Raw genomic sequence first — 19,929 nt, forward strand, 5'->3', positions numbered from 1 at the left:
CCGCGCGCGCATGATCCGGCTCGATTCCATCGGCAAGCAGAACGGCAAGCAGATTGTCTTCATCGAAGCCTCCGCGACACTTCTCAAGGGTGAGAAGATTGGCCTCGTAGGGCCCAACGGCGCCGGCAAGACCACCTTGTTCCGGCTCATCACCGGATCGGAGCAGCCCGACGAAGGGCAGGTCTCGGTCGATCGCGGCATCAGCATCGGCTACTTCAACCAGGATGTGGGAGAGATGTCCGGCCGCAGCGCGGTGTCCGAGGTGATGGACGGCGTCGGTCCCGTCAGCGCCATCGCGGCCGAGCTGCGGGAGCTGGAAGCCGCCATGGTGGACCCCGAGCGCGCCGATGAGATGGACGCGATCATCGAGCGCTACGGCGAGGTGCAGGCCCGGTTCGAGGAACTGGACGGCTATTCGCTGGAGGGCCGCGCCAGCGAAGTTCTGGCCGGCCTCGGCTTCTCGCAGGAGATGATGGAGGGCGATGTTGGTGGGCTGTCCGGCGGCTGGAAGATGCGCGTGGCGCTGGCCCGCATCCTGCTGATGCAGCCGGACGTGATGCTGCTGGACGAGCCGAGCAACCATCTCGACATCGAAAGCCTGATCTGGCTCGAGGCGTTCCTGAAGAATTTCGACGGCGCCCTGATGATGACGTCACACGATCGCGCGTTCATGAACCGCATCGTCACCAAGGTGATCGAGATCGACGGCGGCGCGCTGACCTCCTATTCCGGCGACTACGAATTCTATGCGCAGCAGCGCACCCAGAGCGAGAAGCAGCAGCAGGCCCAGTTCGAGCGCCAGCAGGCCATGCTGGCAAAGGAAATCGCCTTCATCGAGCGCTTCAAGGCCCGCGCGTCCCACGCTGCGCAGGTGCAGAGCCGGGTAAAGAAGCTCGACAAGATCGAGCGGGTGGAACCGCCCCGGCGCCGCCAGACCGTGGCGTTCGATTTCCTGCCTGCGCCGCGCTCCGGGGAGGACGTGGTCAGCCTGAAGAACGTGCACAAGAGCTATGGCGCCCGCCGCATCTATGAGGGGCTGGACTTCCATGTGCGCCGCCGTGAGCGCTGGGCGATCATGGGCATCAACGGCGCCGGCAAGTCCACGCTCCTGAAGCTGGTGACCGGCTTCACGGAGCCCGATGACGGCACGGTTTCCCTCGGCGGCAGCGTGAAGATGGCCTATTTCGCCCAGCACGCCATGGAAGTGCTGGAGGGCGAGCGCACCGTGTTCGAAACCCTTCAGGACGCCTTTCCGCAGGCCGCCCAGGGCAGCCTGCGCGCGCTGGCCGGCTGCTTCGGCTTTTCAGGCGATGATGTGGAAAAGAGATGCCGCGTTCTCTCGGGCGGGGAGAAGGCACGGCTGGTGATGGCGAAAATGCTGTTCGACCCGCCCAACTTCCTGGTGCTGGACGAGCCCACCAACCATCTCGACATCGCCACCAAGGAGATGCTCGTCGCCGCCTTGGCGAACTATGAAGGGACCATGCTGTTCGTTTCGCATGACCGCCATTTCCTCGCCGCGCTCTCCAACCGCGTGCTGGAGCTCACGCCGGACGGCGTCCATCAATATGGCGGCGGCTATACGGAATATGTTGCCCGCACGGGCCAGGAGGCGCCCGGCCTGCGGAACTGATCCGCAGGCCAAAGCGTGCGCGTGCCGCCGGCGGGAATGTCCCCTGGTGGCGGCTATTCGGCGGCGGCGCCGAACGCCTGCGGGGCGAGCATGCCCGCTGCCGTGAGCGCCTTGGCGAGGCGGTCGATCTCGGTGCGCGGCAGCTTCATCAGCGGTGGGCGGACCACCGCCTTGTCGAGCTTGCCGAGGAGGACGAGGGCCTCCTTCATGCGGTTGTGCATGTCCACGAAGGGCGGCGCATAGAAGGCCTCCTGCATGGGGTAGAGCCGGTCATTGACCGCCTGCGCGGCACGCAGGTCGCCGGCCTGAACGGCGCGGAAGAGCGCGACCTGGAGCTCCGACACCACGCTGCCGGCGCCGGATAGCAGGCCCTTCGCGCCCATGGTGAGCGAAGACATGAGCCAGGCGCTGTGGGTGGTGAGCACATTCACCGGGCGGGGCAGGTTCTGGAAGGTGCGCACATGGCGCTCATGGAGAACGGGGTCGCCGCTCCAGTCCTTGATGGCGCGGATCGTGGGCACGCGCTCGAACAGCTCCAGCAGCGTGTCGAACGGGTAGCCGAGGTTCGCACGGGGATATTGGAACACGATGATGGGCAAATCGGTGGCATCCGCGATGCGGCTGAAATGCGCCACCGCCATCTCCGGGCGCAGATGCGCCTCCAGGCCGAAGCATTGGGAGGGGAAGACCAGCAGCGCGGAGGCCCCCGCCTTGTCCGCCATGGCGGCGATGCGCGCCGCCTCCTGGCTGCCATCGGCATAGACGCCGTTGATGAGCGGGACCTTGTCGCCCACCTCGTCCAGGCAGAAGTCCAGGATGCGCCGCTGTTCCTCGAAGGTGCAGGCGTGGACCTCGGAGGCATGGCCGTTGACGGTCGCCGCGGTGACCCCGTCGAGGAGTGCGCAGTCCCGCAGGTGCTTGCGGGAGGAGGCCTCATCGATGGAGAGGTCTTCGTTGAAGGCCAGCAGGGTGGCCGGTATCACGCCGTGCGGCACATAATCCTTGAAGCGTCCCATGTGCGTGTCCTCGTTCTTTTTTGGCTAAGCCAGACTGAGGAAGGCCTCCACGAACTTCGGGTCTTCCAGAAGGCTCTCGGTGGAGCGGGCCATCATCACGCGGCCGCTCTGGAGCACATAGATGCGGTCGGCGATGGCGGTGGCGAGCTTCGCGTTCTGCTCCGACAGCAATATGGTCAGGCCCTCGGCCCTGAGCGCGGTCAGCGTGCGCCCGATGTCCTGGATGATCAAGGGCGCGAGGCCGATGGAGGGCTCGTCCAGCATCAGCAGGCGCGGCGCCGCCATGAGCCCCGCGCCGATGGCCACCATCTGCTGCTGGCCGCCGGACATGGTGCCGGCGAGCTGGCGCCGCCGGTCGCGCAGGATGGGAAACAGGGTGAACACCCGCTCCATGCGGCGCGCCACCTCCGCCTTGTCGCGGCAGAGATAGGCGCCCATGAGCAGGTTCTCGTGCACCGACATCATGCCGAAGATGCCGCGGATCTCCGGCACCAGGACCAGCCCGCGCGCAAGGCGCTCGTCGGCCGGCACGCCGGGAAGCGCCATGCCCTCGAAGGAGAGGCTGCCGCCGGCGGGGTCGACGATGCCGGCCACCGCGTTGAGGAGCGAGGTCTTGCCGGCGCCGTTCGGCCCGATGATGCCGACGATCTCGCCCGGCTTCACCTCCAGGTCGACTTTGTCGACCGCGAGGAACTCGCCGTAGCGGATGGTGAGGTCCTTGATCTCAAGCATGGCCGGTCCCGAGATAGGTCTCGATCACAGCCTTGTCCTTCAGCACCGCCTGGGGCGTGTCGTCCATGAGCTTGTTGCCGTTGACGAGCACCACCACGCGGTCCGCAAGGCTGGTGATGACCTTCATGGTATGCTCGATGATGAAGATGCCAAATTCCTGGCGGAGCGACTGGATCAGCGCGATCATGGCGCGGATTTCCTCCGGGTTCAGCCCGCCCACCGGCTCGTCCAGCATGATCAGCTTGGGCCGGGCCACGAGGCGGGTGGCGAATTCCAGCCGCCGCCGGTCATAGAGGCCGAGGCCGCTGGCGGATGCGTCGGGGTCCACCTTCAGCCCCACCCGCGCCAGCGCCGCCGCCATGCGCTCTTCCCCCTCCGTGGTGGAGACGGCGTGCCCGAGCAGGCCGTTCAGCACGTTGTCGCGCACCGTAAGCGTCTCGAAGATGCGCACGGCCTGGAAGGTGCGGGCGATGCCCGCGCGCGCCATCTTGTGCTGGGGAAGGGCACCGAGGTCGAGGCCGTCGAGGCGGATCTCGCCGGTGTCGCGCCTCAGCGCGCCCGTGACCACGTTCACGAAGGTAGATTTGCCGCTGCCGTTCGGGCCGATCATGCCGATCAGCTCGCCGCGCCGCTGCGTGACCGAGACGTCGCTCAGCGCCTTGAGGCCCCCGAACCGCTTCGAGACCCCCTTGGCATCCAGGAGGATGTCGCCGCTCATGACCGCGCCCTCCGCTTCAGCAGATAGCCGTAGATGCCGGACGGCAGGTACATGGTGACGAGGATGATGGCGAGGCCGTAGATCACGTCCTTCAGCCAGGTGTATTGCTGGAGGAAGAAGGGCAAGGGCGCGAGGATGAGGGCGCCGAGCAGCGGGCCGACCAGCGTCGCCCGGCCGCCCATGGCAGCCATCAGCCAGATGTTCAGGCTCACCAGCACGTCGAAGGCGCGCGGCGAGACGAAGCCCACATAATACGCATAGAGCCCGCCGCCGATGCCGGCGATGAACGAGGCGATGGCGAAGGAGACGGTGCGGTTGAGCGTGACGCTCACGCCCAGCGCCCGGGCAAGGTCCTCATCCTCGCGGATGGCGATGAGCGAGGCGCCGAAGCGCGAGCGCATGATGAGCCAGACGACGCCGACCACGGCAATCACGAACACGCCCAGCAGGCACTCGATCCAGGGCGAGGGCAAAGCGGCGCCGAACAGGGTCGGGCGCGGGATCGAGGCGATGCCGGTGTCGCCATTGGTGTAGCGGGGGAAATAGACGAAGGCGATGCTCATGGCCGACTGGATGACGAGGCCGGAGAGCGCGAAATAAAAGCCGCGCAGCCGGATCGCCGGCAGCGAGAGCAGCACGCCCACCGCTGCCGCCAGAAGGCTGCCCAGCGGCAGCGCCAGCCAGAAGGAGAGCCCGCCGAACATGGAGAGGTTGGCGGTGGCGTAGGCGCTGATGCCGGCGATGCCGGCATAGGTGAGGGGGATAAGGCCGGTATAGCCGTAGAGCAGGTTCAGGCCGCTCGCGAGCAGCATGTGGATCAGCGTGATGCCGACGATGAAGACCAGGAACTGGTTGTCGCCGGCCGTGAACAGCACGACCAGCGGCGCCAGGATGACGAAGGCGATGGCGAGGGCGCGGTTCATCGGGCGAACAGTCCGCTCGGGCGCACGAACAGCATGGCGAGCATGGCGAGGAGATAGGCGAAGGTGGCGATGGTGGGGTCGGCGATGACGCTGACGATGGCCTGGGTGAAGCCGAACACGAGACCGACGCACAGCGCGCCGACGATGCTGCCCGGCCCGCCCACGATCATGATGGCGAAGGTGATGAGCGACATGGTCCAGCCGACCGAGAGGTCGAGGGCATAAGCAAGCGCGTAGAGGATGCCGCCGGCGGTGGTGACCATGGTGCCCAGCAGGAAGGCGAAGCGGTAGATGCGCGGCGTGTTGATGCCGCGCAGCCGCGCCACGTCGCGGTTCTGGAACACGGCCCGCAGCGCCCGGCCGATGCGGTGCATGCGCAGGAACACGATGAGCCCCACCAGCACCAGCGCCGCCAGGGCGAAGGCGATGGCGCGGGCATTGGAGATGGGAAACGGCTCCAGCACCAGGAAGCCGGTCACCGGCGGCACGATCTGGAACGTGTCGGTCATCTTGCCGAACGTGCCCGTGTAAACCCCGGAGAGGATCTGGGCGAGGCCCAGCGTGATGATGAGGTAGCTGATGTTGCGGTCCTTCAGCGGATAGAAGTGCCGCAGCACCAGCCGCTCGGTGGCGAACGCGAAGGCCGCCACCGCGAGGAAGGTGAGGGGCACCGCGACCCAGAGCGGCCACTCGAAGGTGGTGCCGAACAGCCAGAACAGCAGCCCGGCACCAAGGAACACCTGCCCGTTCGCCGCCTGCGGCAACAGGATGGTGCCGTGGATCAGCGACAGGCCCGCCGCGACGACGGAAAAGATGGTCCCGACCAGCAGGCCGGAGGTGATGACCGAGACCGTGAGAAGCAGGAACTCATCCATCGCGGCGGCTGGCCTCAGGGCGCGAGGTCATAGACCGGGAGCACTTCCGGCGACCATTCGATGTAGTTGATCTTGGATGCCTTGAAGTCGTCCTTGGAGACTTCCTTGATCTGCTGGAGATACATGTACTCCATGCGCGCCCCGTTCTTGTCGAACACGATGGGGATGCCGGTGGTGATCTCCTTGGTGTTGATGGCGGAGAGCGCCGAGCGGATCGCGTCGCGGGTGGTCGCGCCCTTCTCCACGATCTCCTTCAGGAGATAGAGCGTGGAGTAGCAGTAGTTCTCCACATAGCCCGGAGCGTAGCCCTTCGCCTTGCGGAAGTTCTCCACGAACTTCTTGCCGGTGTCGGTCAGGGTCTCGAGGTTGTGGTCGAAGAAGGTGCCGAAATAGGAGCCGACCGAGCGCGGACCCCAGCTCAGCACCTGCTTGGTGGAGCCGTAGGGGTGGTAGAGCTGGTCCGGCTTGAAGCCCACGTCGAGCAGCTGATTGGTGAGCGTCACGTCGAACGCGCTGCCGCCGGCGACGATCACATAGTCCGGCTTCTTGGCGCGGATCTGCGCCACCTGCACGGTGGCGTCGGAAGCGCTCTGCGGGAACACGATCTCGCTGACGATCTTCAGCCCGTCCTTCTCCGCCTGGTACTTCAGGCCGGCGAGGATCGCCCGGTGGACGGCGAAATCGTTCATGATGATGCCGATGGTGGCGCCGGGCTTCAGGGTGTTCAGGAACTTCACCGCCGCATAGCCCCAGCCCACGGCGTCCGGCTCGATGCGGAAGGTCTGGGTGGTGCCGGGCCGCGTCAGGCGCGGGAAGGCCGCCACGGGCACGAGGAACGGCACCTTGTTCTCTTCCGCATAGCCGTAGACGGCGAGCGAGGTGTCCGCATTGGTCGGCCCGCTGAGCATGGTGACCTTCTCCTGCGTGTCGAGAGCACGGGAGACGGCGGCGGCCTGGGCGGGATTGGTCTGGTTGTCCTGGACCACCAGCTCGATGATCTTCTTGCCGGCATTCACCTCGCCTTCGGCGAGCCGGGCCGCATCGAGGCAGGCATTGCCGAAGAAGGTCCAGGGGCCGGAAAGCTCGCTGTTCCAGCCCACGCGCAGCGGGGTCTGGGCGAAGGCAGGGCCTGCTGCGAGCACAGCAGCGGCGATCAGCGCGCCGCGCAGCGACGCGGCCTTGAAGTCAGCCATGGTTTCCTCCGAAGTTTTCCGGCCTTTTGGCCGGTCGTTCTTATGTTCGTGTCAGAGCTTGTAGATGCGCACGGCATTGTCGTGCAGCACGGCGCGCTGCTGGTCAGCTGGCAAATGGGCGAGCGCATCGCGGTGCGCCTGCGCCAGGGAGGCATAGTCGGTCCAGAGCTTCTCCACGGGGAAGTTGCTGCCGAACAGGCAGCGGTCCGCGCCGAACATCTCCACCGTCTCGCGGACGATGGCATTGATGAGGGACGGGTCGACGGCATGGACGAAGGTGCCGAGGCCCGAGAGCTTGGAAACGACATTGGGCTGATCGGCCAGCCGCTTCATGCCCTCCCGCCACGCGGCCCAGCCGGCCGGCGAAAGGTCTTCCAGCATGCCGGCATGCTGGAGCACGAGGGTCGTGCCGGGGAAGGCCTTCGCGAAGGCCGCGCCATCCGCCATCTGGCCGGTGAAAAGCTGGATGTCGAAGGAGAAGTCATAATCCGCAAGGCGCGCGAAATTACGCTGCCAGGCGCCGTCGTTCATCAGGTCCGGCCGGCTGGCAAAGCGGTATTGCGGGTTCTCGTGCCAGTGGATCTGCTGGCGGATGCCCACCACGCCCTTGATGCGCGAGAGCTGCGCCAGCGTGTCGGCGGCGTCCTCGCTGCCAAGGTCGGTATAGGCGACGGTGGCGTGCGGCCAGCCGTCGTTCGCCTGCGCCACGTCCCGAACCCATTCGGCCTCGGGCACGGCGCCGCCGGCGGGCCAGTTGGTCTGCACATAGACCGACTTCACGGCGCCCGCGGCTTCGGCCTCGGCGCGGAATTCTTCGATGGGGTAATCGCGGCGGATCGAATCGTAGGGTCCGAAGATGCGCGGCACGGTGGGGCCGGACAGCCAGGCAAGGTCGGCGAGCCGCCAGATGTGGTGATGTGAATCAACGAGAGGGCACGCCTCCGTCATCCGATCCTCCCGCTATTTTTGCACCATTGTTTTTTTGCACGATATCCCTGATTTTACCTTCGTCAAACGATTTTCGAAAATGACGGAAGGGACGGCGGGCGGATGACGGCGAGCGGTGAACGGTCCGGGACCTTGGCGGATGTTGCCTATGGCCGCATCTCGCAGGCCATCACCGTGGGCTCGCTCAAGCCCGGCCAGCGGCTGCGGTTCGAGGATCTGCGCGAACTGTGCGAGACCAGCATCTCCCCTGTCCGCGAGGCGCTCACCCGGCTCACCGCCGAGGGGCTCACGACGCTGGAGGGCCACCGCGGCTACCGCGTCTCGCCGCTCTCCCTCACCGATCTGTGGGACACCGTGCGCACCCGCCAGCTCATCGAGGGCCGGGCCATCCGCCTGTCGGTGGAGCTGGGGGATGAGGCATGGGAGGCAGACCTCGTCAGTGCCTTTCACCTGATGTCACGCTGGCAGCGCATCCATCCGCAGCAGCCTTCGGCGGAGAACCATGACTGGCATCGCCACCATGTGCGCTTCCACCAGGTGCTGATCGCCGCGTGCGGCTCACCGCTGCTTCTGGGCTTCTGCGAGACCCTGGCGCAACGCGCCGAGCGCTATCGCCGCCTGTCGCTCGGCGCGCCCTATGAGCGGGACATCGGGCAGGAGCATGCCGCGATCTACGAGGCCGCCATCGAGCGGGACGCGCCGGCCGCAGAGCGGCTGCTTTGCTTCCACTACGAGCAGACGGCGCGGGCGCTGGAAACCCTCGTTGTCGCGGCGGAGGCGGGATCATCGGGGGAATGGTCGTTATAGCCGGCGCTCATCCTGCCCGAGCCCCGACGTTATCCAAGGTCACGTCGCCGCCTTGCTCGCGGCCACGAGCGCGTTGACCCCGGCGATCCGGGGTGACGCCGCCTTCCACAGAAGGCCCACGCGTCGCACCGGCGCCGGGCCGGGGACGGGGATCTTGAGCAAAGACAGCTTTTCCGGCCAGGGCGGTGACCAGTCCGGCACGAGGGAAACGCCGAGCCCGCGATCCACCATCACCGCGATGGCGTCGAGCGCATCGAGCTCGAACCGCTCGGCGGGCTGGAGCTTCCGGCGCCGCAGATAATCGTCCGCGAGCCGCCCGCCCCAATGCTTCCGGTCATAGCGGATGAAGGGCTCGGTGGAGAGGAGCGCGATGGGGTCGCGGCTTGAGGCCGATTGCGGCGCGATGACGATCAGCGGCTCCTCGCGCAGCACGGTGAAGACGCAGGTCTTGGGCAGCGCGAAGTTCGGCTGGATCAGGATCGCCGCATCCAGCTCGCCATCCATCACCATCTGGTAGAGTTCGACGCTGGTTCCCGGCTCGATATAGATCTCCAGCGCGGGGTGGCGCGTCGTCATCTCCCGCATGATGTCGGGGATGAATCCGGTGAGGGCCGTGGCGATGGCGCCGATGCGCAGCTCGCCCGCCAGCGCCGAGCCCTCCGCGACGAATGTCAGCGCGCGCACCTCCCGCAGCAGCGCCCGCGCCCGCTCCAGAATGGCGGCGCCCGCCTCGGTCGGCCGCACCATGCGCCCCGAGCGGCCGATGAGCGGGGTGCCCAGCTCGGCCTCCAGCGCCCGGATGCGCTGTGCCACGGCGGCCGGTGTCAGGTTGAGCCGGCGCGCGGCCTCGGCCAGGGAGCCGTGGTCCGCAACCGAGACGAAGCTTTGCAGGAAGCGCGTGTCCATCGATAGATTTTGTAACTCGTGAAGGAACATTTAGGTAGATTTTATATCCCCTCGCCGTGCGCCAGTCTTGGCTGTGGAAGGGGATGTCGACATGGATCTTGGTCTTGCCGGTAAGACGGCTCTGGTGCTGGGCGCAGGGGGCGGCCTCGGGGGCGCCATCGCCCGCACATTGGCGCGCGAGGGTGCCATGGTCGCCGCCGCCGACATCGATGCCGCCGCTGCCGGACGCACCGCTGAAGCCATCGCTGGTGCCGGGGGCAAGGCCATCGCCCTCGGCTGGGATCTCGGCGACCTGTCCCTGATCGAGCCCTCCATCGCCCGCATCGAGGCGGAACTCGGCCCGGTGGACGTGCTCGTCAACAATACTGGCGGCCCGCCGCCCACCCCGGCCTCCGGCCAGTCACCGGAGCTGTGGAGCAAGCATTTCCAGTCCATGGTGCTCTCGGTCTTCGTCCTCACCGACCGGGTCCTGCCCGGCATGCGGCAGAGGAAGTGGGGCCGCATCATCACCTCCACCTCCTCCGGCGTGGTGGCGCCGATCCCCAATCTCGGCGTGTCCAACGCCCTGCGGCTGACGCTGGTGGGCTGGTCGAAGACCTTGGCCCGCGAGGTGGGCCGCGACGGCATCACCGCCAACATCGTGCTGCCCGGCCGCATCGGCACGCCGCGCATCACCTTCCTTGATGAGCAGCGGGCGAAGCGCGAGGGGCGGGAGGTGGCGGAGATCGCCGCCGACAGCCAGTCCTCCATCCCGGTGGGGCGTTATGGCGACCCGCAGGAATATGCCGACGTGGTCGCCTTCCTTGCTTCCGTCCCCGCTTCCTATGTCACCGGCTCCGTCATCCGCATCGATGGCGGGCTTATCCAGAGCATCTGAGAGAAGAGAGACCCATGTCGCTGGACCCGACCGCCATTGAGACGCTGCGCGGCATTTCGACGGCCACCCTCACCACCATCCTGCTCAAGAAGGGCTTGAGGAATGTGTGGCTGCGCGGCACCCACCCGCTGAAGCCGGGCCAGGGGCGGCTCGTCGGCCCCGCCTTCACCTTGCGCTTCGTGCCGGCCCGCGAGGACCTCGCGACCCCGGCCTCCTGGGCCTCGCCCATCTCCACCCGCGCGGCCATCGAGGCCATGCCGGAAGGCGCAATCGCGGTGGCGGACGCCATGGGCACCACGGACGCGGGCATCTTCGGCGATATCCTGTGCGCCCGCATGCAGCAGCGCAAAGTGACCGCTTTGGTCACCGACGGCGTGCTGCGCGACCTCGAAGGCTGCCTCGACACCGGCCTTCCCATCTTCTGCCAGGGCGCGGCGGCCCCACCCTCCGTCGCCGGCCTCACCTTCGTCGCCTGGCAGGAGCCCATCGCCTGCGGCGGTGTCGCGGTGTTCCCGGACGATGTGATCGTGGTGGACAATGACGGCGCGGTGGTGATCCCCCAGGCGCTGCTGGATCAGGTGCTCGCCGAGGCGCCCGAGCAGGAGCGCATGGAGGCGTGGATCATGAACGAGGTGATGAACGGCGCCGCGCTGCCCGGCCTCTACCCCATGAATGCCGAGACCAAGGCCCGCTACGAAGCCTCCAAGAAGGGCTGAGATCGACGTACCGGCCCGCCGTGCGGCGGGCTGGTTCCAACAGAGAAAATCCGGGGGAGATGTCGTGACCAAGGGGATGAAGAAGGGCCTGCCCAATTATGGCGACGCGGGATTCTCGCAATTCCTGCGCAAGGCCTTCATCAAGGCCATGGGCCTCTCCGACGACGCGCTCGGCCGCCCCATCGTCGGCATCACCAACACCTATAGCGACTTCAACCCCTGCCACGGCAACGTGCCCCAGCTCATCGAGGCGGTGAAGCGCGGGGTCATGCTGGCGGGCGGGCTGCCGATGGAATTTCCCACCATCTCCATCCATGAGGCCTTCGCCCACCCCACCTCCATGTTCCTGCGCAATCTCCTGGCGCTCGACACCGAGGAGCTGATCCGCGCCCAGCCCATGGACAGCGTCGTGCTGATCGGCGGATGCGACAAGAACATTCCGGCCCAGCTCATGGCGGCGGCGAGCGTCGATCTGCCCGCCGTGGTGCTGCCCACCGGCCCCATGGTGGTCGGCCATTACAAGGGGGAGGTGCTGGGCGCCTGCACCGATTGCCGCCGCCTCTGGGCGGGGTACCGGGCCGGCAACCTCTCCGATACGGAGATCGAGGAAGTGAACGAGCGCCTCGCCCCCTCCGTCGGCACCTGCATGGTGATGGGCACCGCGAGCACCATCGCCTGCATGACCGAGGCCATCGGCATAGCGTTGCCGGGGAGCGCCACCGCGCCCGCGACCCATGCGGACCGGCTGCGCAATGCGGAGGCCGCCGGCAGCGCGGCAGCGCGCCTCGCGAAGGAGGGGGGGCCGAAGCCGAGCGAGGTGATGACCCCCGCCGCGTTCCGCAATGCCCTCACCGTGCTCCAGGCCATCGGCGGTTCCACCAACGGGCTCATCCATTTCACGGCAGTGGCCGGGCGGCTCGGCATCACCCTCGACATGGACGATTTCGACGCGCTGGGCAAAGAGGTGCCCGTGCTCGTGGACCTCAAGCCCTCCGGCGACCACTACATGGAGCACTTCCACTGGTCAGGGGGCATGCGGCGGCTGATCCGCGAGCTCGCTCCCAATCTCGACATGACGGCGCGGGGCGTCAGCGGCCGGACGCTGGCGGAGATCGCGGCGGAGGCGGAGGACTTTCCGCAGACCGTGATCCGCACCCGCGACAATCCCATCGCCACCGGCGGCGGGCTCGCCGTGCTCCGGGGCAACCTCGCCCCCTCCGGCGCGCTCATCAAAAGGTCCGCCTCCACCGAGCGCCTCTTGAAGCACGAGGGCAGGGCAGTGGTGTTCGACGGGCTGGAGGACATGGCGCGCCGCCTCGACGACGACGCCCTCGACGTCTCCGCCGACGACGTGCTCGTGCTGCGCAATGCCGGCCCGAAGGGCGCCCCGGGCATGCCCGAGGCGGGCTATATCCCGATCCCGCGCAAGCTCGCCCGGGCGGGAGTGAAGGACATGGTGCGGATCTCGGACGCGCGCATGAGCGGCACCGCGTTCGGCACCATCGTGCTGCACATCGCGCCCGAGGCCGCCGTGGGCGGTCCCTTGGCGCTGGTGCGCACCGGCGACCGCATCCGGCTCGATGCCGATGCGCGCCGCATCGACCTTCTGGTGGACGAGGCGGAGCTTGCCGCACGCCGCGCCGTTTGGACCGCGCCACCGGCGCCGGCTGGCGCCGAGCGCGGCTATGCCTGGCTGTTCCAGAACCACATCACCCAGGCCGACCAGGGATGCGACTTCGACTTCTGCCTGCCGCCGGCAGGCCGACGCGCGGCCGCATCCCCGGACAGGACCTGACAGGATAGCCGGCGGCAACGTCCGCCAGCTTGAAGTGCGCGTCGCGTAAAGGCTGATCGCCTTTCGTCATTTAGATCTCCACCGCGTACCGCCGGAAACAGGCGGCGGGCTGAACGGTGGGCATGGGCAATCGGGCATGCGCCCGGCCGGAGAGGGCACCCGCAGAAGGTGCCTGCCGGAGGAAACGGAACCAACGGAGGGAAACATGGACGTGACACGACGCGGCCTGCTGGCTCTGGGCGCCGGCGCGGCACTGGCGGGAACATCGCTGGCGGGCCTGTCCGCGGCATCGGCGGCGGACTATCCGGCGCGCACCGTAAGGCTCGTGGTGCCGTTCCCGCCCGGCGGCACCACCGACGTGGTCGGCCGCCTGGTGGCGAGCGCCTTGTCCGAGGAACTGGGCAAGCCGGTCATCGTCGACAATCGCGGTGGGGCAGGGGGCGTTATCGGCGCGGACAATGTCGCGAAGTCCCCGCCGGACGGCTACACCCTCATGGTGTTCCATATCGGCATGGTCTACGGGCCGGCGCTCTATGCCTCGCTGCCCTACGACGTCCTGAAGGACTTCTCCCCCGTCGGCCTCATCGGCATCGCGCCGAGTGCCCTCGTGGTGACGCCGTCTCTGCCGGTCAACAATGTCCAGGAATTCATCGCGCTCGCAAAGTCGAAGCCGGGCGCACTGAATTTCGGCTCCGCGGGCGTTGGCACATCGAGCCATCTCGCGCCAGAACTCTTCAACATCGTTGCGGGCGTCAAGACCACCCATGTGCCCTATAAAGGCGGCGGCCCGGCCTTGACCGGCACCATGGGCGGGGAGGTGCAGTTCATGATCGAGACGGCGGGGTCGCTGGTGCCGTTCGTCAATAGCGGCAAGCTGAAGATCCTCGGCGTCTCCACCCCCGAGCGGTTCTCGGCCATGCCGAACGTGCCGACCATCGCCGAGAGCGGGCTGCCGGACTATGTCTATTCCACCTGGTACGGCATGTGGGCGCCCGCCGGCACGCCGCCGGACGTGGTCAAGATCCTCAGCAATGCCCTCTCCAAGGTGCTCGCCACCGAGAAGCTGAAGAGCGCGCTCCAGGCCGCCGGCATCGACGAGAAGGCCATGCCGCCGGACCAGTTCGCGGCGCTGATCAAGGCCGATCTGACGAAATGGACCAAGATCATCAAGGACGCCGGCATCACGGCGCAATGACCCCTTCGGCGGGGCGCGCTGGGCGCCCCGCCAGACCTGGAACGGAGGCAGCGTGACGCGACCCATGTCCCTCGACGGGCGAACAGCAGTTGTGACCGGCGCCGGCGCCGGCATCGGCCGGGCGGTGGCGCTGCGGCTCGCGGAGGAGGGGGCCGCGGTCGCCGCCACCGACATTAACGGGCCGGCGGCGGAGGAGACGGCCGGCCTCATCGCCGCCGCCGGCGGCCGGGCCCGCGCCTATGCCATGGATGTGGGCAATGAGGCGGCGGTGGCCGGCACCTATGAGCGGGTGCTTCATGAGTTCGGCCGCATCGACGTCCAGGTCAGCAATGCCGGCATCACCGACCGCATGGCCTTCCTCGCCATGCCCATCGACAAGTTTGAGCGCATCCTGCGCATCAATCTCGTGGGCACGGTGCTGTGCGGGCAGGCGGCGGGGCGCGCCATGGCGGCGGCAGGCGGCGGGCGCATCGTCAACCTGACCTCGGTTTCCGGCCAGCAGGGCGGCATCGGCCGCGCGGCCTATGGCGCCTCCAAGGCCGCCATCATCAACCTGACCCAGACCATGGCGGCGGAGCTGGCGGAGCACGGCATCCTGGTGAACGCCGTCGCCCCCGGCCCGACCCAGGTGGCGCGCACCGCGCACTCCCCCGAGCAGCGCGCCGCCTTCCTCAACCGCATGCCCATCAAGCGCTATGCGACCCCTGAGGAGATCGCCGCGGCAGTCCTTTTCCTGGTGTCCGACGATGCCAGCTTCATCACCGGCCACGTGCTCAACGTGGACGGCGGCTTCATGTCCTCCGGGCTTCTCTACGACCCCGACAAAGGTGAACTCTGATGCCTCACGCCACCCTCTCCGACGGGGCCGTCCTGCACTATCACGATTATTGCTTCGCCGATCCGTGGACCACGCCCGAGACCGTGGTGCTGCTGCACGGCTATGTGCGCGACAGCAATTTCTGGTTCGCCTGGGTGCCGGCGCTGGCGCGCCACTACCGCGTGCTGATCCCGGACCTGCGCGCCTGCGGGAAGTCCGATGCCCCGCCGCCCGGCTTCAAATGGAGCCTTGAGCAGTATCACCGCGACCTCGTGGACTTCCTCGACGCCACCGGCACCAAGGCGGCGCATTTCGTCGGCGAATCCATGGGCGGCATGGTCATGCCCTATTTCGCCAACTGGTATCCCGACCGCCTGAAGAGCATCACCTGCTGTTCGTCCAATCTCGGGGTGAAGGGCGTGATGGCGAAGGAGATGTCGGCGGGCGCCGCCTCCATGACGGAGGCCATCACCAGCGCGCCGACCCTGGTGGACTATATCCGCAAGACCGAGACGAGCCGGCTCGCGCCCGACGAGGTGTCTGAGGAGGGCCGTACCTGGTACGCCGAGGAATGGGCGAGCACCCCCCGCCGCATCTGGGAGGAATGGTCCGCCCAGCTCGTGCCGACCATCAATGTGGACGAGGAACTGCTGGCCGGCGTGAAGGTGCCGCTGCTCTTCATCGCCGCCTCGCGCACCGTGAAGCTGCCTTTGTCGGAGGCGCAGTTCTGGGTGGATCACACGCCCGACGCCCGCCTCATCGTGGTGGACAGCGCCAGCCAGGGCCTGGCCTTCGCCAAGGCGGACATCTGCGCGCAGCATACGTTTGAATTTCTGCAGGGTTTGAAGCAGGCTTGAGTTCCCCACCGAGACCCTTCCATGTGGCAGCCGAGCGAACGCTATCCCGATCCCGCCATCGAGATCCTCGATGAAAGCTTCACGAAGTACCGCATCTACAGCGCGGCGGTGGAGCGGCTTGCGACCGGCTACCGCTGGGCCGAAGGGCCGGTCTGGTTCGGGGATGGGCGCTACCTCCTGTGGAGCGACATCCCCAACAACCGCATCCTGAAATGGGAGGAGGAGACGGGGGCGGTGAGCGTGTTCCGCAAGCCCTCCGCCTTCGCCAACGGCAACACCCGCGACCGCCAGGGCCGGCTCGTGACCTGCGAGCATGGCGGGCGGCGCGTGACCCGCACGGAATATGACGGCTCCCTCACGGTGCTGGCCGACAGCTTCGAGGGCAAGCCGCTCAATTCGCCCAATGACGTGGTGGTGAGGTCCGACGGCTCGGTCTGGTTCACCGACCCGCCGTTTGGGATTTCCGGCTGGTATGAGGGCGACCCGGCGCGGCCGGCGCTGCCGCAGAACGTCTACCGGCTCGATCCCGCCGCCGGCGACCTCCGGGTGGTGGCGGGCCACGTGCCGGGCCCCAACGGCCTGTGCTTCTCGCCGGACGAGCGCACGCTCTATCTCGTGGAATCCCGAGCCCAGCCGAACCGGCTCATCGTCGCCTACGACGTGGCGGATGGCGTGCGGCTGGAAAACCGCCGGGTGGTGGTGGATGCCGGGCCCGGCACGCCCGACGGGCTGCGCTGCGACGTGGACGGCAATCTCTGGTGCGGCTGGGGCATGGGCAGCGACGAACTGGACGGGGTCATGGTGTTCTCGCCCGACGGCCTGCCCATCGGCCGCATCCGCCTGCCGGAGCGCTGCGCCAACCTCTGCTTCGGCGGCCGCAACCGCAACCGCCTGTTCATGGCGGCGAGCCAATCGCTCTACGCGCTTTATGTGAACACCCAGGGCGCGTGAGGACGGAGCCCCCGCTCCGTGGCGGCGAGGGTCCTAGGCACCGCCCTTGAAGGTTCGGGCCCAGTACGCCTTGACCTGTTCCACCAGTGCGGGCGGCAAGGGAACGTACCCGAGTTCGGAAGCGTGCTTCTCGCCTTCTCCGAGCGAGAATTTCCAGAAGTCGAACGCCGTCCGGCTGGTGCCGGGTGCCTTTGGCTCCTTGTACATCAGCACGAACGTGGAGGCGGTGATCGGATAGGCGTCCTCAGCCGGAGAATCGGTGATGACGACCGCGAAATCCTCGGTCACCGTCCAGTCGACGCTCGCGGCCGCCGCCTGGAACGAAGCCGCGCTCGGCGCGATGAACTTACCCGCCCGGTTCTGAACGAGGCCGTATGTCAGCTTCACCTGCACGACATACGTGAACTCGACATAGCCGATCGCATTCCTGATCCGCTTCACGTCGGTTGCCATGCCTTCGTTGCCCCGTGCGCCGGAGCCGACGGGCCAGTCGACTGCATTGCCCTCACCGATCCGCTGTTTCCATTCCGGGCTCGCCTTTGACAGGAAGGAGGTCCAGTTGAAGGTCGTTCCGGAGCCATCAGACCGATGAACGACGGCGATTTTCGCGTCAGGGAAGGTCAGGTCCGGATTGATGGCCTTGATGGCAGGATCATTCCACTTGGTAATCTTCCCCATGAAAATGTCGGCCAGCAAGTCCCCGGTGAACTTCATCTGGCCGGGCGCGATGCCCTCCACGTTGAGGACCGGGACGACCCCGCCGAACACGATGGGGAACTGGCCAAGGCCGAGCTTCGCGAGCTCCGCCGGTTGAAGGGGCTTATCGGTGGCGCCGAAATCGGCCGCTCCGTCCTTGATGGCCTTGATGCCCGCGGATGAGCCGACGGACTGATAGCTGACCGTATGGCCCGTCTTCTCCCGGAATGCCTGCGACCACTTCCATATGATCGGATAGGCAAATGTCGAACCCGCTCCCCGGACCTCGTCTGCACGTGCTTCGGGGGCGAGCACGGCGGCGGCCGTCATTGCAGCCAAGGCCAGCCTGAAGATGCGTTTCACGGGATCCTCCTGGCATACTTATGTTTTTTGTCCCGTGAAACGTACACTACCGTATGTCTATGATCTTCGACAAATAAGGTGGATGCCGCAAAGGAATATTGGGCCGCGCACGGCCGTCCCGAAGCCCGCCGCAAGCACTCGCGGTGGGCTTCTTCATCTGGGTGGCCAGCGCAATCTCCCGTGAGACTGTCCGCACCTCTGTGAAGGCAATGTTCCCGAAGGTCGGTGTCCGCAGCCAGCGTGCGCTCCGCATCTTGTGATGGATCTCGCACCGCAGTCCCGGCGTGATGAGTTCAGATCCGCATTGAATGGTCTAGAGTGCGGGTTGGCCGACCCTTCGGAACACCCGTTCGCCCGCCTGCGAGGCATGGAACTGCGGTGTGTCAGCGGCGGACCGGACCGAGCACGTATCCTCAGGAGCAAGACCCAACATGTTGCACCGGCTCGCCTCCGCCCGCTTTGGTTTTGCCGTCTGCGTCGGTGTTTCGCTGCTGATGGGCGCGCCAGCCGGCGCGGCTTCCGTCGTGGACGAGTGGACGAGCGTCAAGGCGCCCCCGCCGCCGGAGGTGAAGCCCGTGACCGCGGATCCCAAGACCACGGCATTGCTGGTGCTCGATCTGGTGCGCCAGGGCTGCAACGAGCAGCGCCGGCCGCGCTGCCTGCCCACGGTGGCGCCCGTCCAGGCGCTGCTGGAAAAGGCCCGCGCTGCCGGCGTGCCGGTCGTCTACAGCCTCGTGGCCAACAGCACCGCGGCCGACGTGCTCAAGGACGTGGCTCCGCTCGGCTCCGAGCCGACGGTGACATCAGGCACCGACAAGTTCCTCGGCACCGATCTCGACAAGATCCTGCGCGAAAAGGGCATCAAGACCGTCATCGTCGTCGGCACCGCCGCCCACGGCGCGGTGCTCACCACTGCCACGGCGGCGGCGCTGCGGGGCTTTTCCGTCGTCGTTCCCGTGGACGGCCTCTCCTCGGAAACGCCCTATGCCGAGCAGTACACCGTCTGGAACCTGGTGAACGCCCCGGTCATCGCCCCCCGCGTGACCCTCACCAAGACCGACACCATTACGTTCTGAGCCGACCACATCCGGCCATGGCCGCAAACTGTGCTCCGTCCTCGGAGCACAGGATCGTTGCTTCCGATTTCGTTCAACAGTTTTGGCTCGAATTCTGCTGAAAGTACCGTCATCGTCCATTTTAGCTGTAAGCACAGCACTTTGCCGGGAGCGTTGCCACACTCATGGCAGGAACGCTAACGGCAAGACCGCCTGGAATTGACATCCTTCCTACTAGTTGGTAAGTAGTCTCATGGGAAGCTTGCAGACCAAGGCTGATGACATTCTTCGCTGTGCGCGCTCCCTCATTATCAGGGGCGGCTACAACAGTTTTAGTTATGCCGATATTTCCAGTGTGGTCGGTATTCGCAATGCGAGTATTCACCACCATTTTCCCAGCAAATCAGATCTGGTCCGCAAACTGGTTGTACAGTATCGGGAGGAAGCTGAAGCCGGGATCGCCGAACTGGAACGAAATGTCTCCGATCCGCTTGAGCAACTTCGCGCTTATGTCGCCTATTGGGAGGGATGTATCGCTGGCGCGACCCACCCCTTCTGCGTCTGTGCCTTGCTCGCCAGTGAGATGCCGGTTCTTCCGGAAGCAGTCGTTCTTGAAGTGCGCGCGCATTTTCGAAGGCTCTCGGACTGGCTCACCTCCGTCTTGGAGCGTGGCGCTGCACAAGGTCGCTTTGCGCTGACCGGGACCGCCAAGGCCAACGCTGAAATGTTCATGGCCACCGTGCATGGCGCGATGCTGTCAGCGCGCGCCTACGGTGATGCCACGGCTTTTCGCACAATCACCCATCCCTTGCTGGAGCGCATCGCCGCCTAAAATTGGGACTTCGCCAGGGAGGTG

At 66.7% G+C, this 19,929-nt stretch carries 20 protein-coding genes; 11 read left to right on the forward strand and 9 right to left on the reverse strand.

What is annotated here, in order from left to right; genetic code table 11:
- Positions 1 to 10: 10 nt before the first annotated feature.
- On the forward strand, positions 11 to 1,633 hold the full coding sequence (locus tag ABLE91_RS04790; RefSeq protein ID WP_348929600.1) for an ABC-F family ATP-binding cassette domain-containing protein: 1,623 nt from the start codon (positions 11 to 13) through the stop codon (positions 1,631 to 1,633).
- A gap of 53 nt (positions 1,634 to 1,686) precedes the next feature.
- On the opposite strand, the gene ABLE91_RS04795 is transcribed toward ABLE91_RS04790, so the two are convergent.
- The 7 genes from ABLE91_RS04795 to ABLE91_RS04825 are packed head-to-tail and all read right to left on the reverse strand — an operon-like array spanning position 1,687 to position 8,038.
- Positions 1,687 to 2,649 (reverse strand): dihydrodipicolinate synthase family protein, encoded by a 963-nt coding sequence (locus tag ABLE91_RS04795; protein WP_348928899.1) that lies wholly within the window; start codon positions 2,647 to 2,649, stop codon positions 1,687 to 1,689.
- A gap of 24 nt (positions 2,650 to 2,673) precedes the next feature.
- Positions 2,674 to 3,381 carry an ABC transporter ATP-binding protein gene (locus ABLE91_RS04800; protein WP_348928901.1) on the reverse strand — a complete coding sequence of 236 codons (708 nt, stop codon included), beginning with the start codon at positions 3,379 to 3,381 and terminating at the stop codon, positions 2,674 to 2,676.
- Positions 3,374 to 4,099 (reverse strand): ABC transporter ATP-binding protein, encoded by a 726-nt coding sequence (locus ABLE91_RS04805; protein WP_348928903.1) that lies wholly within the window; start codon positions 4,097 to 4,099, stop codon positions 3,374 to 3,376. Before ABLE91_RS04805 ends, ABLE91_RS04800 begins: the two co-directional genes overlap by 8 nt.
- Positions 4,096 to 5,022 (reverse strand): branched-chain amino acid ABC transporter permease, encoded by a 927-nt coding sequence (locus tag ABLE91_RS04810; protein ID WP_348928904.1) that lies wholly within the window; start codon positions 5,020 to 5,022, stop codon positions 4,096 to 4,098. The genes ABLE91_RS04805 and ABLE91_RS04810 overlap by 4 nt, the downstream gene beginning before the upstream one ends.
- Complete coding sequence (locus ABLE91_RS04815; protein WP_348928906.1) at positions 5,019 to 5,897, reverse strand: branched-chain amino acid ABC transporter permease; 879 nt, start codon at positions 5,895 to 5,897, stop codon at positions 5,019 to 5,021. Before ABLE91_RS04815 ends, ABLE91_RS04810 begins: the two co-directional genes overlap by 4 nt.
- A gap of 14 nt (positions 5,898 to 5,911) precedes the next feature.
- Entirely contained in the window at positions 5,912 to 7,090 is a 1,179-nt protein-coding gene (locus ABLE91_RS04820) for an ABC transporter substrate-binding protein (protein ID WP_348928908.1), read from the reverse strand.
- Positions 7,091 to 7,141: 51 nt separating this feature from the next.
- Complete coding sequence (locus tag ABLE91_RS04825; protein WP_348928909.1) at positions 7,142 to 8,038, reverse strand: amidohydrolase family protein; 897 nt, start codon at positions 8,036 to 8,038, stop codon at positions 7,142 to 7,144.
- A gap of 102 nt (positions 8,039 to 8,140) precedes the next feature.
- Here ABLE91_RS04825 and ABLE91_RS04830 point away from each other — a divergent pair, with 102 nt between their 5' ends.
- Positions 8,141 to 8,845, forward strand: a complete 705-nt coding sequence (locus tag ABLE91_RS04830) for a GntR family transcriptional regulator (RefSeq protein ID WP_348928911.1) — start codon at positions 8,141 to 8,143, stop codon at positions 8,843 to 8,845.
- A gap of 39 nt (positions 8,846 to 8,884) precedes the next feature.
- Here the strand turns inward: ABLE91_RS04830 and ABLE91_RS04835 are convergent, their stop codons facing one another.
- Positions 8,885 to 9,751 carry a LysR family transcriptional regulator gene (locus ABLE91_RS04835; protein WP_348928913.1) on the reverse strand — a complete coding sequence of 289 codons (867 nt, stop codon included), beginning with the start codon at positions 9,749 to 9,751 and terminating at the stop codon, positions 8,885 to 8,887.
- 91 nt (positions 9,752 to 9,842) lie between these two features.
- On the opposite strand from ABLE91_RS04835, the gene ABLE91_RS04840 reads away from it, so the two are divergent.
- From ABLE91_RS04840 to ABLE91_RS04870, 7 genes are all read left to right on the forward strand, one after another.
- Complete coding sequence (locus ABLE91_RS04840; protein ID WP_348928914.1) at positions 9,843 to 10,628, forward strand: SDR family oxidoreductase; 786 nt, start codon at positions 9,843 to 9,845, stop codon at positions 10,626 to 10,628.
- A gap of 14 nt (positions 10,629 to 10,642) precedes the next feature.
- Positions 10,643 to 11,344 carry a ribonuclease activity regulator RraA gene (locus ABLE91_RS04845; protein WP_348928420.1) on the forward strand — a complete coding sequence of 234 codons (702 nt, stop codon included), beginning with the start codon at positions 10,643 to 10,645 and terminating at the stop codon, positions 11,342 to 11,344.
- Positions 11,345 to 11,408: 64 nt separating this feature from the next.
- Positions 11,409 to 13,139, forward strand: coding sequence for an IlvD/Edd family dehydratase (locus tag ABLE91_RS04850; RefSeq protein ID WP_348928916.1), 1,731 nt, complete (start codon positions 11,409 to 11,411; stop codon positions 13,137 to 13,139).
- Positions 13,140 to 13,344: 205 nt separating this feature from the next.
- Positions 13,345 to 14,334 (forward strand): Bug family tripartite tricarboxylate transporter substrate binding protein, encoded by a 990-nt coding sequence (locus ABLE91_RS04855; RefSeq protein WP_348928917.1) that lies wholly within the window; start codon positions 13,345 to 13,347, stop codon positions 14,332 to 14,334.
- A 52-nt stretch (positions 14,335 to 14,386) separates the two neighbouring features.
- Entirely contained in the window at positions 14,387 to 15,172 is a 786-nt protein-coding gene (locus tag ABLE91_RS04860; protein ID WP_348928918.1) for an SDR family NAD(P)-dependent oxidoreductase, read from the forward strand.
- Positions 15,172 to 16,008 carry an alpha/beta fold hydrolase gene (locus ABLE91_RS04865; RefSeq protein WP_348928920.1) on the forward strand — a complete coding sequence of 279 codons (837 nt, stop codon included), beginning with the start codon at positions 15,172 to 15,174 and terminating at the stop codon, positions 16,006 to 16,008. Before ABLE91_RS04860 ends, ABLE91_RS04865 begins: the two co-directional genes overlap by 1 nt.
- 21 nt (positions 16,009 to 16,029) lie before the next feature.
- On the forward strand, positions 16,030 to 16,959 hold the full coding sequence (locus tag ABLE91_RS04870) for an SMP-30/gluconolactonase/LRE family protein (protein WP_348928922.1): 930 nt from the start codon (positions 16,030 to 16,032) through the stop codon (positions 16,957 to 16,959).
- Positions 16,960 to 16,992: 33 nt separating this feature from the next.
- Here the strand turns inward: ABLE91_RS04870 and pstS are convergent, their stop codons facing one another.
- A complete protein-coding gene (gene pstS / locus ABLE91_RS04875; protein ID WP_510181910.1) occupies positions 16,993 to 18,009 on the reverse strand; it encodes a phosphate ABC transporter substrate-binding protein PstS in 1,017 nt (338 codons plus the stop codon).
- Between the two features lie 440 nt (positions 18,010 to 18,449).
- Between pstS and ABLE91_RS04880 the strand changes: the two genes are divergently transcribed.
- Complete coding sequence (locus ABLE91_RS04880; protein ID WP_348928924.1) at positions 18,450 to 19,094, forward strand: isochorismatase family protein; 645 nt, start codon at positions 18,450 to 18,452, stop codon at positions 19,092 to 19,094.
- A gap of 232 nt (positions 19,095 to 19,326) precedes the next feature.
- Complete coding sequence (locus ABLE91_RS04885) at positions 19,327 to 19,905, forward strand: TetR/AcrR family transcriptional regulator (protein WP_348928926.1); 579 nt, start codon at positions 19,327 to 19,329, stop codon at positions 19,903 to 19,905.
- Positions 19,906 to 19,929: the final 24 nt, after the last annotated feature.

The organism is Aquabacter albus (assembly GCF_040049275.1).
In the GTDB taxonomy this organism is placed as follows: Bacteria; Pseudomonadota; Alphaproteobacteria; order Rhizobiales; family Xanthobacteraceae; genus Aquabacter.

Excerpts from the sequence above, each read along its gene's own strand:
- ABLE91_RS04790 (WP_348929600.1), top strand. The coding sequence starts at position 11 with ATGATCCGGCTCGATTCCATCGGCAAGCAGAACGGCAAGCAGATTGTC.
- ABLE91_RS04795 (WP_348928899.1), bottom strand. The coding sequence starts at position 2,649 with ATGGGACGCTTCAAGGATTATGTGCCGCACGGCGTGATACCGGCCACC.
- ABLE91_RS04800 (WP_348928901.1), bottom strand. The coding sequence starts at position 3,381 with ATGCTTGAGATCAAGGACCTCACCATCCGCTACGGCGAGTTCCTCGCG.
- ABLE91_RS04805 (WP_348928903.1), bottom strand. The coding sequence starts at position 4,099 with ATGAGCGGCGACATCCTCCTGGATGCCAAGGGGGTCTCGAAGCGGTTC.
- ABLE91_RS04810 (WP_348928904.1), bottom strand. The coding sequence starts at position 5,022 with ATGAACCGCGCCCTCGCCATCGCCTTCGTCATCCTGGCGCCGCTGGTC.
- ABLE91_RS04815 (WP_348928906.1), bottom strand. The coding sequence starts at position 5,897 with ATGGATGAGTTCCTGCTTCTCACGGTCTCGGTCATCACCTCCGGCCTG.
- ABLE91_RS04820 (WP_348928908.1), bottom strand. The coding sequence starts at position 7,090 with ATGGCTGACTTCAAGGCCGCGTCGCTGCGCGGCGCGCTGATCGCCGCT.
- ABLE91_RS04825 (WP_348928909.1), bottom strand. The coding sequence starts at position 8,038 with ATGACGGAGGCGTGCCCTCTCGTTGATTCACATCACCACATCTGGCGG.
- ABLE91_RS04830 (WP_348928911.1), top strand. The coding sequence starts at position 8,141 with ATGACGGCGAGCGGTGAACGGTCCGGGACCTTGGCGGATGTTGCCTAT.
- ABLE91_RS04835 (WP_348928913.1), bottom strand. The coding sequence starts at position 9,751 with ATGGACACGCGCTTCCTGCAAAGCTTCGTCTCGGTTGCGGACCACGGC.
- ABLE91_RS04840 (WP_348928914.1), top strand. The coding sequence starts at position 9,843 with ATGGATCTTGGTCTTGCCGGTAAGACGGCTCTGGTGCTGGGCGCAGGG.
- ABLE91_RS04845 (WP_348928420.1), top strand. The coding sequence starts at position 10,643 with ATGTCGCTGGACCCGACCGCCATTGAGACGCTGCGCGGCATTTCGACG.
- ABLE91_RS04855 (WP_348928917.1), top strand. The coding sequence starts at position 13,345 with ATGGACGTGACACGACGCGGCCTGCTGGCTCTGGGCGCCGGCGCGGCA.
- ABLE91_RS04865 (WP_348928920.1), top strand. The coding sequence starts at position 15,172 with ATGCCTCACGCCACCCTCTCCGACGGGGCCGTCCTGCACTATCACGAT.
- ABLE91_RS04870 (WP_348928922.1), top strand. The coding sequence starts at position 16,030 with ATGTGGCAGCCGAGCGAACGCTATCCCGATCCCGCCATCGAGATCCTC.
- ABLE91_RS04880 (WP_348928924.1), top strand. The coding sequence starts at position 18,450 with ATGTTGCACCGGCTCGCCTCCGCCCGCTTTGGTTTTGCCGTCTGCGTC.
- ABLE91_RS04885 (WP_348928926.1), top strand. The coding sequence starts at position 19,327 with ATGGGAAGCTTGCAGACCAAGGCTGATGACATTCTTCGCTGTGCGCGC.